The 17,325-nt window shown below is 62.2% G+C and carries 17 protein-coding genes; 1 reads left to right on the top strand and 16 read right to left on the bottom strand.

The window, feature by feature from the left end:
• Positions 1 to 8 precede the first annotated feature (8 nt).
• The 4 genes from KJQ12_RS13310 to lpdA all read right to left on the bottom strand — a co-directional run bounded on the left by KJQ12_RS13310 (position 9) and on the right by lpdA (position 4,938).
• Positions 9 to 1,292 carry a dihydrolipoamide acetyltransferase family protein gene (locus tag KJQ12_RS13310; RefSeq protein ID WP_041854351.1) on the bottom strand — a complete coding sequence of 428 codons (1,284 nt, stop codon included), beginning with the start codon at positions 1,290 to 1,292 and terminating at the stop codon, positions 9 to 11.
• Positions 1,293 to 1,363: 71 nt separating this feature from the next.
• Positions 1,364 to 2,347: an alpha-ketoacid dehydrogenase subunit beta gene (locus tag KJQ12_RS13305; protein ID WP_213485051.1), complete on the bottom strand. Its 984-nt coding sequence runs from the start codon at positions 2,345 to 2,347 to the stop codon at positions 1,364 to 1,366.
• A gap of 1 nt (position 2,348) precedes the next feature.
• Positions 2,349 to 3,374, bottom strand: a complete 1,026-nt coding sequence (locus tag KJQ12_RS13300) for a thiamine pyrophosphate-dependent dehydrogenase E1 component subunit alpha (RefSeq protein WP_213485050.1) — start codon at positions 3,372 to 3,374, stop codon at positions 2,349 to 2,351.
• A gap of 139 nt (positions 3,375 to 3,513) precedes the next feature.
• A complete protein-coding gene (gene lpdA / locus KJQ12_RS13295; RefSeq protein WP_213485049.1) occupies positions 3,514 to 4,938 on the bottom strand; it encodes a dihydrolipoyl dehydrogenase in 1,425 nt (474 codons plus the stop codon).
• Between the two features lie 173 nt (positions 4,939 to 5,111).
• Here lpdA and KJQ12_RS13290 point away from each other — a divergent pair, with 173 nt between their 5' ends.
• Positions 5,112 to 5,426, top strand: a complete 315-nt coding sequence (locus KJQ12_RS13290) for a DUF2627 domain-containing protein (protein WP_213485048.1) — start codon at positions 5,112 to 5,114, stop codon at positions 5,424 to 5,426.
• 48 nt (positions 5,427 to 5,474) lie between these two features.
• Here KJQ12_RS13290 and KJQ12_RS13285 read toward each other — a convergent pair whose 3' ends face one another.
• From KJQ12_RS13285 to KJQ12_RS13230, 12 genes are all read right to left on the bottom strand, one after another.
• Positions 5,475 to 5,981: a hypothetical protein gene (locus KJQ12_RS13285; RefSeq protein WP_213485047.1), complete on the bottom strand. Its 507-nt coding sequence runs from the start codon at positions 5,979 to 5,981 to the stop codon at positions 5,475 to 5,477.
• Positions 5,982 to 6,068: 87 nt separating this feature from the next.
• On the bottom strand, positions 6,069 to 6,932 hold the full coding sequence (locus tag KJQ12_RS13280) for an RCC1 domain-containing protein (protein ID WP_244860604.1): 864 nt from the start codon (positions 6,930 to 6,932) through the stop codon (positions 6,069 to 6,071).
• 150 nt (positions 6,933 to 7,082) lie between these two features.
• Entirely contained in the window at positions 7,083 to 7,892 is an 810-nt protein-coding gene (gene spo0A, locus KJQ12_RS13275; protein ID WP_213485045.1) for a sporulation transcription factor Spo0A, read from the bottom strand.
• A gap of 223 nt (positions 7,893 to 8,115) precedes the next feature.
• On the bottom strand, positions 8,116 to 9,441 hold the full coding sequence (gene spoIVB, locus KJQ12_RS13270) for a SpoIVB peptidase (protein WP_213485044.1): 1,326 nt from the start codon (positions 9,439 to 9,441) through the stop codon (positions 8,116 to 8,118).
• A gap of 272 nt (positions 9,442 to 9,713) precedes the next feature.
• The gene (recN, locus tag KJQ12_RS13265; RefSeq protein WP_213485043.1) at positions 9,714 to 11,417 is read right to left on the bottom strand and encodes a DNA repair protein RecN; all 1,704 of its coding nucleotides are present in this window, start codon (positions 11,415 to 11,417) and stop codon (positions 9,714 to 9,716) included.
• 33 nt (positions 11,418 to 11,450) lie between these two features.
• Entirely contained in the window at positions 11,451 to 11,915 is a 465-nt protein-coding gene (ahrC, locus tag KJQ12_RS13260) for a transcriptional regulator AhrC/ArgR (protein ID WP_015254833.1), read from the bottom strand.
• A gap of 17 nt (positions 11,916 to 11,932) precedes the next feature.
• On the bottom strand, positions 11,933 to 12,397 hold the full coding sequence (locus KJQ12_RS13255) for a hypothetical protein (RefSeq protein ID WP_157373562.1): 465 nt from the start codon (positions 12,395 to 12,397) through the stop codon (positions 11,933 to 11,935).
• Positions 12,398 to 12,719: 322 nt separating this feature from the next.
• Positions 12,720 to 13,553, bottom strand: a complete 834-nt coding sequence (locus KJQ12_RS13250) for a TlyA family RNA methyltransferase (protein ID WP_213485041.1) — start codon at positions 13,551 to 13,553, stop codon at positions 12,720 to 12,722.
• 25 nt (positions 13,554 to 13,578) lie between these two features.
• Positions 13,579 to 15,480: a 1-deoxy-D-xylulose-5-phosphate synthase gene (gene dxs / locus KJQ12_RS13245; protein WP_213485040.1), complete on the bottom strand. Its 1,902-nt coding sequence runs from the start codon at positions 15,478 to 15,480 to the stop codon at positions 13,579 to 13,581.
• A gap of 234 nt (positions 15,481 to 15,714) precedes the next feature.
• The gene (locus KJQ12_RS13240; RefSeq protein WP_213485103.1) at positions 15,715 to 16,617 is read right to left on the bottom strand and encodes a polyprenyl synthetase family protein; all 903 of its coding nucleotides are present in this window, start codon (positions 16,615 to 16,617) and stop codon (positions 15,715 to 15,717) included.
• Between the two features lie 78 nt (positions 16,618 to 16,695).
• Positions 16,696 to 16,959 carry an exodeoxyribonuclease VII small subunit gene (gene xseB, locus KJQ12_RS13235; RefSeq protein WP_213485101.1) on the bottom strand — a complete coding sequence of 88 codons (264 nt, stop codon included), beginning with the start codon at positions 16,957 to 16,959 and terminating at the stop codon, positions 16,696 to 16,698.
• Between the two features lie 16 nt (positions 16,960 to 16,975).
• On the bottom strand, positions 16,976 to 17,325 hold a 350-nt coding region (locus KJQ12_RS13230), incomplete at its 5' end, for an exodeoxyribonuclease VII large subunit (RefSeq protein ID WP_280529262.1).

Below are 17,325 nucleotides of genomic sequence, written 5' to 3'. Positions count from 1 at the left end.
CGAGCCTCTCAATACAATGTGGTCGTCTCGATGCTGTAGCTTTCGAGATTCTCTTTCACCCGCTGCAGGAACCGTCCGCAGATGACGCCGTCGAGGATGCGGTGGTCAAGCGAAAGACACAGGTTCACCATCGAGCGGATCGCGATCATGTCGCCGATGACGACCGGTTTCTTGACGATCGATTCGAACGTGATGAGCGCCGCCTGCGGGTAGTTGATAATCGGCTGCGACAGAATCGAGCCGAACGAGCCGGTGTTGTTGACCGTGAACGTTCCGCCCTGCATGTCGCTGAGCGACAGCCGGCCTTCCCGCGTCTTGCGCGCGAGGTCGTCGATCTCGCGGGCCAGCCCGGCGATGTTCTTCTGGTCGGCGTTCTTGATGACCGGCGTCCAGACGCCGTCCTCCGTGCCGACGGCCAGCGAAATGTTGATGTCGCGCTTGACGATGATTTTGTCGACGGCCCACACCGAATTCATGATCGGATAGTCCTTGATCGCGTTGATGACCGCCTTCAGGAAGAACGCGAGATATGTCAGGTTGATGCCTTCGCGCTTCATGAACTCGTCTTTCAGCTTGTTGCGCAGCGCGACAAGATTCGTCACGTCCGCCTCGATCATCGTCCAGGCGTGCGGAATCTCCGTGACGCTCTGCCGCATCCGGGTCGCGATCGTATGGCGGAGCGGCGACACGTCGATGAAGTATTCGCCGCTGCCCGGCGCCGCCGCCTCGACTTCGATCGCGGGCAGCTTCGGCTCTTCCGACAGATGCAGGCCGCTGGACCGGACCGGCTGGCGCGCCGGATCGGCCGAACGGCTGTCCGCGGGTTTGCCGGATGCGCGGCCGGATTCGATGTAGTTCAACACGTCCTTGCGGGTAATGCGCCCGCCGAGCCCGGTGCCCCGCACCTCGGCCAGATTGACGCCGTGTTCGGCGGCGAGGCGCTGCACCGCCGGCGAATAGCGGCCGCTCATAGGCGCCGCGCCTTCATCCCCGTCCGATGCGGCCGCCTGCCGTGCCTGCGGCTGCGCCGCATCTCCCGAATCCGGCGCGGATTCTGCCGGAGCGCCGGCCGACGCCGTCTCGACGAGACAGATCGGTGCGCCTACGTCCACGGTCTCGCCTTCGCCGGCCAATATTTTGACCAGTTTCCCGGTGACGGTCGACGGCAGCTCCGCGTTCACCTTGTCCGTGTTGATCTCGCAGATCGGCTCGTACATGTCGATCCGGTCACCCGGCTGCTTCAGCCAGCGCTCGATCGTCGCCGACACCAGCGATTCCGCCAGCTGCGGCATGACGATTTCCTGAAGACCCTCTCTCACGTTCTCAACTCCTTCTTCCCATCCCGGATTGGACCATAAGGTCATCAATAAAGCGCCAACTGCCGCATCGCATCCCGCAGTTTCTCCCGATTCAGCATGAAATGTTTCTCGCCCGGCGCATGAATCGGCATCGCCGGCACGTCCGGACCGCACAGCCGCATGATCGGCGCGTCCAGCTCGTACAGCAGCTCCTCGGCGATGATCGCCGCCACTTCGGCGCCGACGCCGCCCGTCTTGTTGTCTTCGTGGACGATGAGCACTTTACCCGTGCGGCGGACCGCTTCGAGGATCGCTTCCTTGTCCAGCGGCTGCAGCGTGCGGAGATCGAGAATGTGGGACGAGATGCCTTCCGCCTCCAGATCCTCGGCCGCCTGCATCGCGAAATGCAGCGGCAGGCTGTATCCGATCACCGTGATGTCATCGCCTTCGCGCAGCACGTTCGCCTTGCCGATCGGCACGATGTAGTCGTCCTCCGGCACTTCGCCGGAGACGAGACGGTAACATTTCTTGTGTTCGAAATAGAGCACCGGGTCCGGATCGCGGACGGCAGCCTTGAGCAGCCCCTTCGCGTCGTAGGCGGTGTACGGTGCGACGATTTTCAGGCCCGGCGTGCCGAAGAAGACCGATTCCACGCTCTGCGAATGGTACAAGCCGCCGAACACGCCGCCGCCGATCGGGGCGCGGATGACGACCGGGCACGTCCAGTCGCTGGCCGAACGGTAGCGGATTTTCGCCGCTTCGCTGATGATCTGGTTCGTCGCAGGGAAAATAAAGTCCGCATACTGCATCTCGGCGATCGGCTTCAGGCCGTACATGGCGGCGCCGATCGCCGCGCCGGCGATCACCGACTCCGCAAGCGGCGTGTCCAGCACCCGCTCCGGCCCGAACTTCTCGAGCAGTCCTTTCGTCGTTGTGAAGACGCCGCCCTTATAGCCGACGTCCTCGCCGAGCACAAACACATCCTCGTCGCGAGTCATTTCTTCTTCCATGGCCAGCCGGATCGCGTCGATGTAATGCATGACCGCCATGTTACCGCCCTCCTTCCGCATCGCCGGCATAGACGTGGTGCATGATCGATTCCGGAGAAGGGTATGGCGCCTTGTCCGCATACTCGGTCGCTTCGTCGAGCATCTGGCGGATGTTCGCGTCGAGCGAACGGTCCAGCTCTTCGTTCCACAGCCCGCAGTCAATCAGGTACTGTCGATAGCGCGGCAGCCCGTCCTTCGCCCGGTGCTCCTCGACTTCTTCCTTCGACCGGTAGGCCAGGTCGTTGTCGGATGTCGAGTGCGGCGACAGCCGGTACATCACGGCCTCGATCAATGTCGGGCCTTCGCCGGCGACCGCGCGCTCGCGCGCTTCCTTGACGACCTTGTACACTTCCAGCGGATCGTTGCCGTCAACCCGGACGCCGGGGAACCCGTAACCGACCGCCCGGTCGCAGATCCGCCCGGCAACCTGCCGCGAAATCGGCACCGAAATGGCGTACTGGTTGTTCTCGCACATGAAAATGACCGGCAGTTTGTGCACGCCCGCAAAGTTGCAGCCCTCATGAAAATCGCCCTGGTTGCTTGAGCCCTCGCCGAACGTCACGAACGACACATAGGGCTGCCGCTTCAGTTTGAGCGCGTATGCGATGCCGACCGCGTGCGGCACCTGGGTCGTCACCGGGCTCGATCCGGTGACGATGCGCAGCCGTTTGCAGCCGAAGTGGCCCGGCATCTGCCGGCCCGCGCTGTTCGGATCTTCTTCCTTCGCGAACAAGGACAGCATCAGCTCGCGCAGCGTCATGCCGACCGCCAGCACGAAGCCATAGTCACGGTAGTAGGGAAGAAACCAGTCGTTCTCCCGATCCAGCGCGAAGGCGGCCGCCACCTGCGCGGCTTCCTGTCCGATTCCGGAGATGTGAAAATTGATCTTGCCGGCCCGCTGAAGCAGCAGTGCCCGCTCGTCGTATCGTCTTGCCATCAGCATCGTCGCGTACATCTGCACCGCTTCGTCGTCCGTAAGACCGACCTCGCGGTGGCGGAACGTCCGCTTGGTACCGGTATTGGCCATAAAATGCCTCCTTCTCCCGGCTGCAAGAGAGCCGCCCGTTCGAGGCCAGCTCTTAACACCAGGTACTAAAGGTAAGATGCATCCATTATACCCTGTTTTGCCGGAAAAAGAAATGAACCGATCGCCCCGAACCTTCGAGTCAGAACGACAAGGACACGCCGTCGATCGCCAGCATCGCCTCGCCGAGCATTTCCGACAGCGAAGGGTGCGGATGAACGAGCTGGCCGGCTTCCCATACCGAAGCGTTCAGAAGATCCGCGAGGCCCGCCTCGGACAGCAGTTCCGTCACATGCGGTCCGATCATGTGGACGCCGAGGATGTCGCCGGTCTTCCGTTCGGCGATCACTTTCACGAAGCCGTCCGTCTCGCCGAGCACGATCGCCTTGCCGCTCGCCCGGAACGGAATCCGGCTCGTCTTCACGTCATGGCCGCGGGACAGCGCCTGGCTCTCCGTCAAGCCGATGGAGGCCACTTCCGGCCGCGAGTAGATGCAGCGCGGAATGCGGTGCGGCTGAAGCGGCTCAGTTTTGAGGCCGGCGATATGTTCGGCCGCGATCACCCCTTCGCGCGCCGCCGCGTGCGCAAGCTGCACGCCGCCGATGACGTCGCCGACCGCATAGATGTGCGGTTCGGCCGTCTGGTACGACGCGTTGACGGCGATAAAGCCGTCCTTGACCGCCACATCGGTCGCTTCCAGGCCGATCCCGTCGACGTTCGCCGTCCGTCCGATGGCGACGAGCATCCGCTCGGCGGACAGCGCGACCGCCCCCTCGCCGGTTTCGATCTTGACCGCCACGCCGTCGTCTTTCCGCTCGAACGTGTCGGTGAGCAGCTTCGCCGAAGTGATCACGCGGACGCCGCGTCTGCGGAGCAGCCGCTCCATCTCGGCGGACACGTCGGCGTCTTCCCCCGGCAGCAGGCGCGATGCCGCTTCGACCAGCGTCACGGCCACGCCGAAGTCGTTCAGCATCGACGCCCATTCGATACCGATGACGCCGCCCCCGACGATCAGCATATCGCGCGGCAGCGTCTCCATGTTCAGCGCGTCATCGCTGCTCAGCACCCGGATGCCGTCAAACTTCAGTCCCGGCAGCTCGCGCGGACGCGAACCGGTCGCGATGATCAGCTGCTGCGGCACGACCGTCTCCATCTCGCCGTTCTCCAGCTCGACCGCGACCGAACCGCTGCGCGGCGAGAAGATCGACGGCCCGATGATTCTCCCCTTCCCGTGGATAACCTCGATGTTGTGCTTTTTCATGAGCGACGTGAGTCCGCGGTAAAGCTGCTCGACGGCGGCGCGCTTCCGCTCCAGGACAGCGTCGTAGCGCAGCTCCGGCTCGCCCTGGACCGCAATGCCGTAGCGGGCGGCTTCCTTCACCGTATGGAACACTTCCGCGCTGCGCAGCAGCGACTTGCTCGGAATGCAGCCCCGGTTCAAACAGACGCCGCCAAGCCGGTCCTGCTCGATAATGACCGCTTTCTTGCCGAGCTGGGCGGCCCGGATTGCGGCTGTATAACCGCCGGGTCCTCCGCCGAGTACCGCAACGTCCGCATGTATCGTCATGTGCATTCTCCTCTTCCCGGTCTTGGGTGTTGATCCGTACTCTACTATTTTACCTTTCCCGCGCGTCATATAACAGACCTGTCCCCGCGTTGGACAGCGAATACGCTTTCGCGGTATGATATAATGTGCTGGGATTTGCGTCGCACGCTGGACAACGGAAGGATGGTAAAAACATGAGATTGGTGCTCTCGCGTTTTCTCGCCGTGCTGCTGCTTGTCATTCCCGGCATCGGGGCGGCTTACGGCTTTCTGCAGATTAAAAACACGCTGTTCGATTATTTCGCTGCCTTCGGGCCCGACGACCCGGCTCCGGTCTTCAACTGGCTTCGGTTTATTATCGGCCTCATCCTGTTCCTTGGCGGCGTCGGCTTCATCGGCGGCTGGATTTTCTTCCGCGACCGGAAGCGCAACTATGTCGCGCCGCGCTTCCGGAAGAAGCGTCCCCGACCGCCGAAGCCTGTCCGGCTGCCGGACAACGAGCAAACATGACAGTAACGCCGCATCCGGGCTTGCATCCCGATGCGGCGTTTGTCTCTTCTATGCGGGAGTCTTGCGCCGTAGCGCTGTCGTCCACCTGTTTTGGCGCTGCAGATCAAAGAACGCTTCTTCGCTGCTGAGCCTGGTTTTGTCCAGTTTCGTGAAATCGATGATACTTCGACGGACCGTTGCATCCAGCACGACGCGCCCGTCCAGGGCGAACACAAGTTTCTGGAGAGAGTCGTCGTCGACCGGGTGCCGGCCGATCGGCGTGCGGCGGATCAGGTAATCGGCATAGGATTCGTACCAGGCTCTCCCGACCTGCTCCTCCATCTCACGCCAGGTCGTGTATGGACCGAAGATGTACAAGGTATCCCAATCGAAATCCGTTACCTCCGCCATCCCGAACGCATCCGCAGTCAGCGCGATCACCGAAAGCTCGCGGATGAACCGGCTGTCGTCGTGGAGTGCCGTTTTGGCCCGTGTGTATTCGCCAAGTGACGCCACGACGGGTATGGCGATCAGCACGACCAGCGCGGCGATGATATAGATCGCAATTCGTCTCACGTCTCAAAACCTCGTTTCCGATCCTCACTTGAATCAGACGAGGTCTGCGCGGAGAAGGTTGCATATTTGCGGGCTGCAGCAACGGCCTCACGTACCGCAAGCGAGATCCGGCAACCGGATGCCGCGCCACCCGCTGACCTCGCATTGACCGAACGTGTTGTCCCCGATGGCGACGACTGTGCCATTCGCGCACAGCCCGACGGTATGGACGCAGCCCGCCGCTATGGCGACAATGTCCCGCCAGCCCCGCACCTCGCATTGGCCGAACGCATTGTGCCCCGCGGCGACGACCGTGCCGTCAGCGCGCAGGCCGTCGGTATGCAGGCTGCCCGCCGCGACCGCAACGATGTCCCGCCAGCCTCCTACCTCGCACTGGCCGGCCTGGTTGTTGCCGGCAGCGACCACCGTGCCGTCTGATCTCAGCCCTACCGTATGCAAATAACCTGCCGAAATCGCCACAATATCGCGCCAATCGTCCACCTGGCACTGACGATGCCGGTTGTTTCCCGTCCTGGCGACCGTGCCGTCTGCGCGCAAGCCGACCGTGTGCCAGTCGCCTGCCGCAACAGCCGCGATATCCCGCCATCCGTCCGTATCGCATTCCCCTTCAAGATTCCGTCCTGCCGCGGCCACCGTTCCATCCGCGGGCAGCCCTACGGTCCGGCACCAACCCGCCGCGATGGCAACGATGCCGCTCCAGCCGTCAACCGCGCATTGGCCGTACCGGTTCCAGCCCGTTGCGACAACCGTTCCGTCCTCGCGAAGCCCGACGGTATGCGCGTTGCCCGTATTCGGCGCCATATGGACATTGCCCGCTGCAACCGACACGATCCCGCGCCAGTTTTCCACCTTGCATTGGCCGAGACGGTTGTCGCCGGCCGCGACGACCGTGCCGTCCTTCCTCAGACTGACGGTATGCCGCCTGCCCGCCGCCAGGACATTACGCTGCATTCCCGGAAAAAGGCTCCCCATCCCGTGCCGCGATCGCGTCTCCCTCCTTCTTTCGTCATGCCGCCTTGAAAGCAAAAACACCACGCCTCCATTGGTCATGCGACCAACGAAAACCCGTGGTGTTTCGAGGCTCCGCCGCTCAAGCCGCCGCTACGATACCTTGTGCTCGATCCGCAGCTTGTCGGCCACCATCGCGATGAATTCGCTGTTCGTCGGCTTCGACTTGCTGATGTTGATCGTGTAGCCGAACAGATGGCTGATCGAGTCGATGTTGCCGCGCGTCCAGGCGACTTCGATGGCGTGCCGGATGGCGCGTTCGACGCGGGACGGCGTCGTCTTGAACTTCTCGGCGATCGCCGGATAGAGTGTCTTCGTGATGGCGCCCAGAATTTCGATGTTGTTGTACACCATCGTGATCGCTTCGCGCAGGTATTGATAGCCTTTGATATGGGCAGGCACGCCGATTTCGTGAATGATGCTCGTAATGTTGGCGTCGAGGTTTTTGCTCTTGCCGATCGGCACAACGTTGGTCGACTTCGGCAGCACCGAGCCGTAGCTTGCGGACGGGGACAGCACGGGATTGCTCACCAGCTGGCGGATCCGGTTCGCCAATATTTCCATGTCGAACGGCTTCAGTATGTAGTAAGACGCACCGAGCTGGACCGCCTTCTGCGTAATATTCTCCTGACCGAATGCCGTAAGCATGATGATTTTCGGCATCGGATTGAGATCCATGTCGCGCAGCCGTTCAAGCACGCCAAGGCCGTCGAGATGCGGCATGATAATGTCCAGGATGAGGACGTCCGGCGCCTTGCGGGATTCCTCCAGCAGCCGAAGCACTTCTTCGCCGTTGTAGGCTACGCCCGTGACTGTCATGTCGCTCTGTTCTGAGATGTACTCGGAGAGCGGATTCGTAAATTCACGGTTGTCGTCGGCCAGCAATACTTCAATTCTTTGCAAGGTGTGAGTCCTCCTTATTTGAATGGGATTCACTTGTGGAAGGTCTGTTCCTCCCCGATATATTACCGTTTCGACATGGGAAAGGAAATTCCTTCATGTTAAAAATTTTTTCTTTACTTTTTTTGTGACAATGAATATAATAAAAATTTATTCCAAAATATTCGTGATTTCTGGGATGTTCAACATTTTTCGACACGGACGGAAACAACGAAAGCTTAGGGCGTTATCCCGCCTTAAGCTTCCGTTGATGCGCGTTGGGCAGAATGCCCGCATCGCCGAGCATCCATTCGATGTAGCAGCCGTATCCCGATGACGGATCGTTGACGAATACGTGGGTGACGGCGCCGACCAGTTTACCGTCCTGGATGATCGGACTGCCGGACATCCCCTGCACGATGCCGCCCGTCCGTTTCAACAGCTTCTCGTCGGTGATCCGGATGATCATGCCTTTCGTGGCCGGCTCGGTCTGGCGCATCGCACGCGTAATCTCGATATCGAACTTCTCCACTTTCTGACCGTCGACCACCGTCAAAATATGCGCCGGCCCTTCCTTCACTTCATCGGCAAACGCGACCGGAATTGCCTTGTCGTCGTAGCTGGGCTTCGGCAGTTCACTCATCCGGCCGAATATGCCGAACTGTGTATTGCGCTCGACGGTGCCGAGCACCTTCCCTTCCTTGACGAAATGCGCTCTTTTCTCGCCGGGTTCGCCGCTGGAGCTCTTGTTGATCGACGTGACGCTTGACTGCACGATCTGCCCTTCTCCGACCCGGATCGGCGCCTGCGTGTCCATATCGGTGATGATGTGCCCCAGAGCGCCATATACGCCCTGTTCCGGCGCGTAGAATGTCAGCGTGCCTACGCCGGCAGCGGAATCCCGGATATAGAGACCGAGCCGCCACGCCCGGTCTTCCGCGTCATAGACCGGCTTGAGTTCTTTTTCAAATTTCTCGGTTCCACGCTCGATCGTGAGCTTCAGCGCCTTGCCCTCCTTGCCCGCCTGCTCGACCATCTTCGCCATCTGGCTGACTTCCTTCAGCTTGACGCCATTCACGCTCATGATCAGATCGCCGAGGCGGATGCCGGCCGACTGGGCGGGCGACAGCGTTTCGCCTTTTTCCGTCTTCACCTGATGATGACCGACGACCATGATGCCGTCCGATTTCACTTTGACGCCGATCGTCTGGCCGCCGGGTATCACTTTCAGCCCGGGAACGACATGGACGGTGACCGTCTTGAAAGGAATCGTACCGAATAATTTCATTTTCAGCTTGGCCATGCCGCTGGACTGCGGAACGATCGACAGCGGCTTGCGCAGATCAACCTTGACCGAACGGCTGTCCGAACCGTTGATGTTGACGATGGATGGATCGACCGTGATGTCGGCGTGCACCGGCATCGTGTAATCGAGCTGTCTGTGCTGGCCGAGGAACAGATTCAGCTCACTGGGGAAGGCGGCATAATGCCGAAACGGGGCGGTGAAACCGGCCGCGCAGACGAGAATGGCGAGCAGAAGACCGAACCAACGGATCCGTGCGCTGTCATTCAATGGATTCACGCTCCCTAAGGAATCTGGATGAACAGCGGGCGGGATGCGGACGGCGCATAGAAAAAAGCCGCCGATGAACCGCATGTCGGAACTAGCCCGGCATGCGGTTCTCGCGGCTTCGTCGGCGCGGGCGTGGGAACAAAGGCCGCCCGATGCGATTGAAGCCGCGGAAGCTGCCGCTCCCGTGTCTGTCGCTTCGCCCTGTTGGCGTACCTTTAAGGTAACCCCGCCCCTTTTCTTTTATGACCGATAAAACATTCCCGGACTGGCTTTCAAGCGCCCTTCTTCCGTTCGGCCAGATCCAGCATCTCCCGGGCGTGATGGCGCGTCATATCCGTCACTTCCACGCCTCCGAGCATGCGTGCCAGCTCCTCGACCCGGCCGATGCCTTGCAGCGGTTCGACCGTCGTGGACGTGCGCTCGCCGAGCGTCTGCTTGCGAATGCCGTAATGATGGTCCGCCATGCAGGCCACCTGCGGCAGGTGCGTGATCGCGAACACCTGGCAGCGTCGGGACAGCTTCGACATCTTCTCCGCGATAGCCTGCGCGGCACGTCCGCTGACGCCCGTGTCCACTTCGTCGAACACGAGAACCGGCACCCCGTCGATCGCGGCGAAAACCGTCTTCAGCGCCAGCATGATGCGCGACATTTCGCCTCCGGAAGCGATCTTCGCGAGCGGCTTCGGCGGTTCGCCCGGATTCGCGGAGAACAGGAAGACTGCCTCGTCGATTCCGTGCGGCGCCAGCTTCGGCTCGCCATCCTCGCCCGGCTGCTGATCGAGCTGCACCTTGAACGTCGTGCGCTCCATCTGCAGCTCCTTAAGCTCGCTTTCGATCTCCTTCGCCAGCCGGTCCGCCGCAAGCCGGCGCTGCTCCGAAAGCCCGAGCGCCAGGCGCTGCGCCTGCTCGCGCAGCTTGCGCTCTTCCTCGCGCAGCCGCTCAAGATGCTCGTCCCGGTTCTCCATCTTGTCGATGGCGTCGGCGATCTTCGCCCGGTATTCGAGGATATCTTCGATGCGCTCGCCGTATTTGCGCTTGAGCCCCCCGATCAGATCAAGCCGGTCTTCGATCTCGGTCAGCCGCTCGGGATCGGACTCGATGCGTTCGCGATAGTCGCGGAGCTGGTACGCCGCGTCTTCCGCCTGATAATAAGCCGACTGCAGCTGCTCCAACAGCGGCTCGATGGCCGGGGCGTCGTACTTGCGGATATCCTCGAGCCGCGAAATCGCCCTGGCCAGCGCATCCAGCCCGGCATTGCCGTAAATGAGCTCATACGCCTCGGATGCGTTCTGCATGATGCGCTCGGCATGCGCCAGCCGCCTGCGCTCATCCTGCAGCGCCTCGTCCTCGCCGGGCTTTAGCCGCGCGTCGTCGATCTCCGCGAGCTGGAACTTGTACAGATCGAGCATCTGCATGTTTTGCCGCGAAGCGTCTTCGAGTTCCCGCAGCTTGTTCCGCGTCTCCGTATATCGCCGGTAGATCTCCTGATAATCCCGCTTCAGGTCGGCCAGCTTCCCGCCCGCATAGGCGTCGAGCCACTCGAGGTGCCGCTCCGTCTTGAGCAGCGACTGATGCTCGTGCTGACCGTGAATATTGACGAGACATTCGCCGATCTCCCTGAGCATGGACAGATTGACGATCCGGCCGTTCACGCGGCTTACGCTCTTGCCCTGGACCGACAATTCGCGCCGCACGACAATCGGCTCATCCGGTTCCGCTTCGATGCCGAGCGATTCCAGCACTTCCCGCACCGGATGGCCGGCAGGCGGGTCGAACAGCGCTTCGATCTCGGCCTTCTCGCATCCGTAGCGCACGATGTCCGCCGCGCCGCGGCCGCCGATGACCAGGCTGAGCGCGTCGATCAGAATCGACTTGCCCGCGCCGGTCTCGCCGGTCAGCACATGGAACCCCTCCGCGAAAGATACGGATACGTGTTCGATGACAGCCAGATTGCGTATCGACAGCTCGCGAAGCATGACGTGTCCCCTTCCTGCCAATAAATACGATGGCTATTTCCGCCCCGGTTCATTCAGCAGTCCGATCAGCCGGTCGACGACGGTCTTGCTCTGCGCTTTGGTCCGGCAGATGATCAGAATCGTGTCGTCGCCGCAGATCGTGCCCATGACCTCGTTCCATTCCATCGCGTCGATGAGCGAACCGATCGCGTTCGCCGTGCCGGGCAGACATTTCATGACGATCAGATTGTCCGCGCTGTCGATATGGACAAAATGATCGAGCATCGCCCGTTTCAGCTTCTGCAGCGGGTAGACGCGGCTTTCCGCCGTCAGCGAGTATTTGTAGCGCCCGTCCTCGGTCGGCACCTTGACGAGCTGCATCTCCTTGATGTCGCGGGAGACGGTCGCCTGCGTCACGTTCAGGCCGGCTCGGCGAAGCGCCTCGACGAGCTCGTCCTGCGTCTCGATCTCCTGTTCGCCGATAATCTCCCGAATCTTCATCTGTCGGAATCCTTTCATTGCCTGGGCCTGCCTCCTTAAGCTTCCGTTCCGATCGCGAACGTGATCGTTCTCAGCCACCGCTCCCTCGGATCCGCATACACGATGCCTTCCGCCGACGGCACGAGCAGCGCGTATACGAGAAACTTGTCCCGTACGCCGGCTCCGGTCCAGTCGATCGGCATCCGGTCGCGCGCCGTCTTCACCAGCCACGTCCGTCCGTCCTTCACGGCCACATAGTCGATGAACAGCCGCGACTGCATCAGCTCGCCGTCCACCTCGATCTCGATCGGTACCCGATGCTTGCCCGAGACGACCTCATAGCCGCTTGCGGTCAGGAAACGCACCGTCTCGTCGCCGGGGTCCGGCTCCGATCCTTCGCCCAGCCGGTAGACGCGGCTGGCCGGCGGCTCATGGAGCCAGACGTAGAACCGGCGAAACAGCCAGACGGCGATCAGACCGCCGGCGGCGATCATGAGAAACCAGTCGGCCGCATTGTTCACATTCGCCGCCCCCTTCACGCAACAAGCATGCATGGAAATGCTTGCGCTATAGGTTCTCGCTTCGGGGCGGAAATTCCTTCCACAAAAATTTTTTAATAAACGGGAACGTTTGTTTGGTCCTAGTATACCAGAAATTTCGTGCAAACGGAAGACGCGGCTTGATCCTGCTTGCGTTCCCTTGAAAGCAAAAAGGTCAATCGATTGTTCAACCGATTGACCCCGCATGCTCTGCGCCATGGTCTTGGCGATGCCCGCGATCGACAACGATCTGCGACGGCCCCGCAACCATGGAATGGTCCATTTTCCCGCTTTCCTTCAATGGTCAAGCCCGGCGGAACGCCGCGTGCGCTTCCGCCACAAGCCGCGCGACCGCATCGGCTGATGCCTGGAAGCGCGCGTCCGCGCCCAGCCGCCAGTAAGCCAGAAACTCGATATTCCCTTCACCGCCCGTAATCGGCGAATACGTCAGCCCTTGCAAGCCGTATCCTTCGGCTTCCGCGAAGCCGCACACCCGGGCGATGACCTCCTCATGCACCGCCGGGTCGCGCACGACGCCGGACTTGCCGACGGCTTCGCGCCCCGCTTCGAACTGCGGCTTGATCAGCGCGACGACGCCCGCGCCGGGCGGAATCAGCTGCTTGAGCGTCGGCAGGATGAGCCTGAGCGAAATAAATGAAACATCGATCGCGGCAAAATCCGGCTGCGGGCCGCGCAAATCTTCCGGTTTCAGATAGCGGAAGTTCGTGCGCTCCATGACGCATACCCGGCTGTCCTGCCTGAGCGACCAGTCCAGCTGATTGTAGCCGACGTCGATGGCGTAGACATGGGCGGCGCCGTTCTTGAGCGCGCAGTCGGTAAATCCGCCGGTCGACGCCCCGATATCGAGCATGACGCGTCCTTCCATCGCGATGCCGAACGTTTCGATCGCCTTCTCCAGCTTCAGGCCGCCGCGGCTGACATACGGATGCGGCGCGCCCTTCACCGTGATCGCGGCCGTGCGCGGCACCTTGGCGCCGCTCTTCTCGATCCGTTCGCCGTCCGCGAGCACGAGCCCGGCCATGATCGCCGCCTTCGCTTTCTCCCTGCTCTCGAAAAACCCTTGCTCCACGAGGAGCACATCAATCCGTTCCTTGCCTTTGAGATCCTTGTCTGACATGTGATTCCCGTCCGCTTTCTCCGCGTCAGCTGCGGATGACGCTCGCGCGCCTGCCCGGCCGGGCCCGCAGCTGCTTCACTTCGCTCACGATCCGTTCGACGGTCAGTCCGATCTCCGCACGCTGCTCTTTGATCGAGCCGTGCTCGATGAACCGGTCCGGCACGCCGATCAGCCTGATCCGCATATGGTCGATGCCGCGCAGCGCACAGAATTCCAGCACCGCGCCGCCCAGTCCGCCGTGCACCGCGCCTTCCTCGAGCACGATGACGGGCAGCCCTTCACCGGCGAGAGCGAGCAGCATCGCTTCGTCGAGCGGCTTCAGGAACCGGGCGTTTACGACGCGCAGCTGCAAGCCGTCCCGCTTGAGCTGCTCCGCCGCCTCCATCGCCAGGCCGACCATCGGGCCGCAGGCGAGCACGACCGCGCTGTCGCCCTCGCGTACCGTCTCCCATTCGCCGATCGGGATCGGCTGCGGGTCGGGATCGAGGCTCGCGCCGACCCCCGCGGCCCGCGGATAGCGGACCGCGATCGGGCCGCCGTCATAATCGACGGCCGTGCGAAGCATGCGCCTCAGCTCGTTCTCGTCCTTCGGCATCATGAGCACCATGTTCGGAATATGGCGCAGAAACGCGATGTCGAACACGCCCTGATGCGTCTCGCCGTCCGGACCGACCAGTCCTGCCCGGTCAATGGCGAAAATCACATTCGCGTTGTGGCGGCAAATATCGTGCACGACCTGATCATACGCCCGCTGCAGGAACGTCGAATAGACGGCGAAAACCGGCTTCATCCCTTCCAGCGCGAGCGCGGCGCACATCGTCGCCGCGTGCTGCTCGGCAATGCCGACATCGAACATCCGGTCCGGGAACCGTTTCGCGAACTTCAGCAGCCCCGACCCGCCGGGCATCGCCGGCGTTACCGCAACGATGCGCGGATCGCGCTCCGCCAGTTCCACCAGCGCTTCCCCGAACACGTCCGTGTACGTCGGCGGGCCGACCGCCTTCAGCACCTGGCCGGATTCGATTTTGTATGGTGTGATGCCGTGCCATTTGTGCGAATCCGCTTCGGCCGGCTCGTACCCTTTCCCTTTCACGGTTAACACATGGACGAGCACCGGTCCCCCGACCGATCTCGCCTGCTGGAGCGCTTCGAGCAGCTTGCGGATGTCATGCCCGTCCACTGGACCGAGATACGTGTAGCCGAGCTCCTCGAACCACATGCCCGGCACAACCATATACTTCAGGCTGTCTTTCACCCGCTCGGCCGTCTTCGCCAGCTTCCCGCCGATCGCCGGAATCCGGTTCAGCAGCTGCTGCAGCTCTTCCTTGGCTTTCAAATAATGCCGGTCCGAGCGGATCCGGCCGAGATAATTGTGCAGCGCACCGACGTTCGGCGCGATTGACATCTCGTTGTCGTTCAGGATGACGATCAGATCTTTCTTCTCGTGGCCGATATGGTTCAGCGCCTCGAGCGCCATGCCGCCGGTCAGCGCGCCGTCGCCGATGATCGCGACAACCTGGTGGCTTTCGCCCTTCAGGTCGCGGGCGATCGCCATGCCCATGGCACCCGACAGCGACGTGCTGCTGTGTCCGGCTTCCCAAACGTCGTGCTCGCTCTCCGCGCGCTTCACGAAACCGCACAGGCCCTTGTACTGGCGCAGCGTATCGAACCGGTGCATCCGGCCGGTGATCATCTTGTGCACATACGCCTGATGGCCGACGTCGAAAATCAGCTTGTCCTTCGGGCTGTCGAAAACATAATGCAGCGCGAGCGTCAGCTCCACAACGCCGAGATTCGACGCCAGGTGGCCGCCGGTCACGGACAGCTTCTCAATCAGAAACTGCCGCACTTCCGCCGCCAGCTCGTCGAGCTGGTCGACCGGCAGCGCCTTCAGATCTTCCGGTCCCCGGATATGTTCGAGCAGCATGCGTAAACCTCGCTTTCGTCTGACAGAACAGCTCTCCGGCATGCCGGTTCAGCCGCCGGGCCGCGAGCCGGTCCGTCGAGCATCGATCGCCTTCCGGCCGTCAAATGCCCTTATGTCTGCAACGGAATCAGTTTTGCAAAATCATGTGCATGTAGGGCCATTATACCATAACCGGATCGGGCCGGCACCCGACGGAAGACCGGCCGGCCGTTTGTGCGGCAGGCGCCGCCTTCCTCAACGATCGCGGCTCATCAAATATTCGGCGATGCCGAGCAGCAGATCGGGCTTGCGCAGGCCGGCGTCAAGCAGCACCTCTTTCGCCTCGCGCGTCAGCCGCTCGACCTCTGCCCGGCTGGCATCGAGGCCGATCAGATACGGATAGGTAACTTTCTGCCGCCTCGCGTCGCTGTTCGTCTTCTTGCCGAGCACCCGCTCGTCGCCGACGACATCGAGAATGTCGTCCCGGATCTGGAACGCCAGGCCGATCCGCATGCCGAATCCCGCGAGCGCGTTGATCTGCGCGGAGTCGGCGCCGCCGGCCCGGCCGCCTGCCGTCAGCGAGAAGATGATCAAATCGCTTGTCTTGTGCAGGTGGATGTAGCGCAATTCGTCCAGCGACGTGACGCCCTGCTCGCCGAGTATGTCGGCCGCCTGACCGCCGACCATGCCGCTTACGCCGGCGAGCCTGGCCAGATCGGCCGAGATCGCCAGCGCTGCGCCCAAAGGCAGCTTGCCGGAGAGGCCGGCTTCCGCGATCAAATGAAACGCGTGGGTAAGCAGCCCGTCTCCTGCGAGAATGGCCATCGCTTCCCCGAACACTTTGTGGTTCGTCGGTTTGCCGCGGCGGAAGTCGTCGTCATCCATCGCCGGCAGATCGTCGTGAATCAGCGAATAGGTGTGCACCAGTTCGACGGCGCAGGCGGCCGGCATCGCCGCCTCCGCCGCCGATTCGTCTCCCCTCACCGCTTCCGCGGCGGCGAGCACCAGCACCGGGCGGATGCGCTTTCCCCCGGCTTTCAGCGAATACAACATCGCTTCGCGCAGCCTGCCCGGCACATCCCATTCCGCGGGAATTGCGCTGTCCAGCGCCTGTTCGACCGTGCCGGCCAGCCGCGCGATATACGCCTCAACAGACATGTCGCTCATGAACTCCATTCAACCTAATCTCAACCGTATCTTCCCCCGAAGCGCGACAAACACCGCGGCATCCGACCCTTATTCCTCGGGGGCAAACGGCTTGCGCTGCAGCCCCTGCTCCGTCTCGATCAGCATCTCGATCTTCCGTTCCACCTGCTCCAGCTTGCTGCCGCACAACTGGGAGAGCCGCATGCCTTCCTGGAACAGCTCGATCGCCTGCTCGAGCGGCACATCGCCCGATTCCAGCTTCGCGACGATCGCCTCGAGCTGCTCCATCGCTTCCTCGAAGCTGACGGACGCCTCCTGCGGCGCGCCGCCGGATTCACCGCCTTGTTCGGGCATGCCGCCGCCCGTCCGCTCAAAGCTCGTTTCCGCCAAAACCGTCCTCTCCTCTCATGGACCAGATATGGCATTCCAACCTTCCGTCCGTCAGCCGCACGTTCACCATGTCGCCCGGCTGCACGTCCCGGATCGACCGGATCAGCCGCTCTTCCCGCTCGTCGTAGACGAGGCTGTACCCGCGCATCATCACCTTGAGCGGGCTGAGCGCGTCGAGCTGGCGCATCGACATCGCCAGACGCTGTGCGCTGTCCTTCACGGCTGCCCGCATGGCGGCCGCAAGCCGGCGCTCCGCCTCGCGCCGCCGGGCGGTGGCCATCTCCACCCGTCCGCCCGGATGCGCCGCGGCCAGGCGCGCCCGCACGCCGA

Source organism: Thermobacillus xylanilyticus (assembly GCF_907165215.1).
In the GTDB taxonomy this organism is placed as follows: Bacteria; Bacillota; Bacilli; order Paenibacillales; family Paenibacillaceae; genus Thermobacillus; species Thermobacillus xylanilyticus.
Note: the sequence above shows the minus strand (reverse complement) of the source record. Positions and strands in the feature narration are given on the sequence as shown.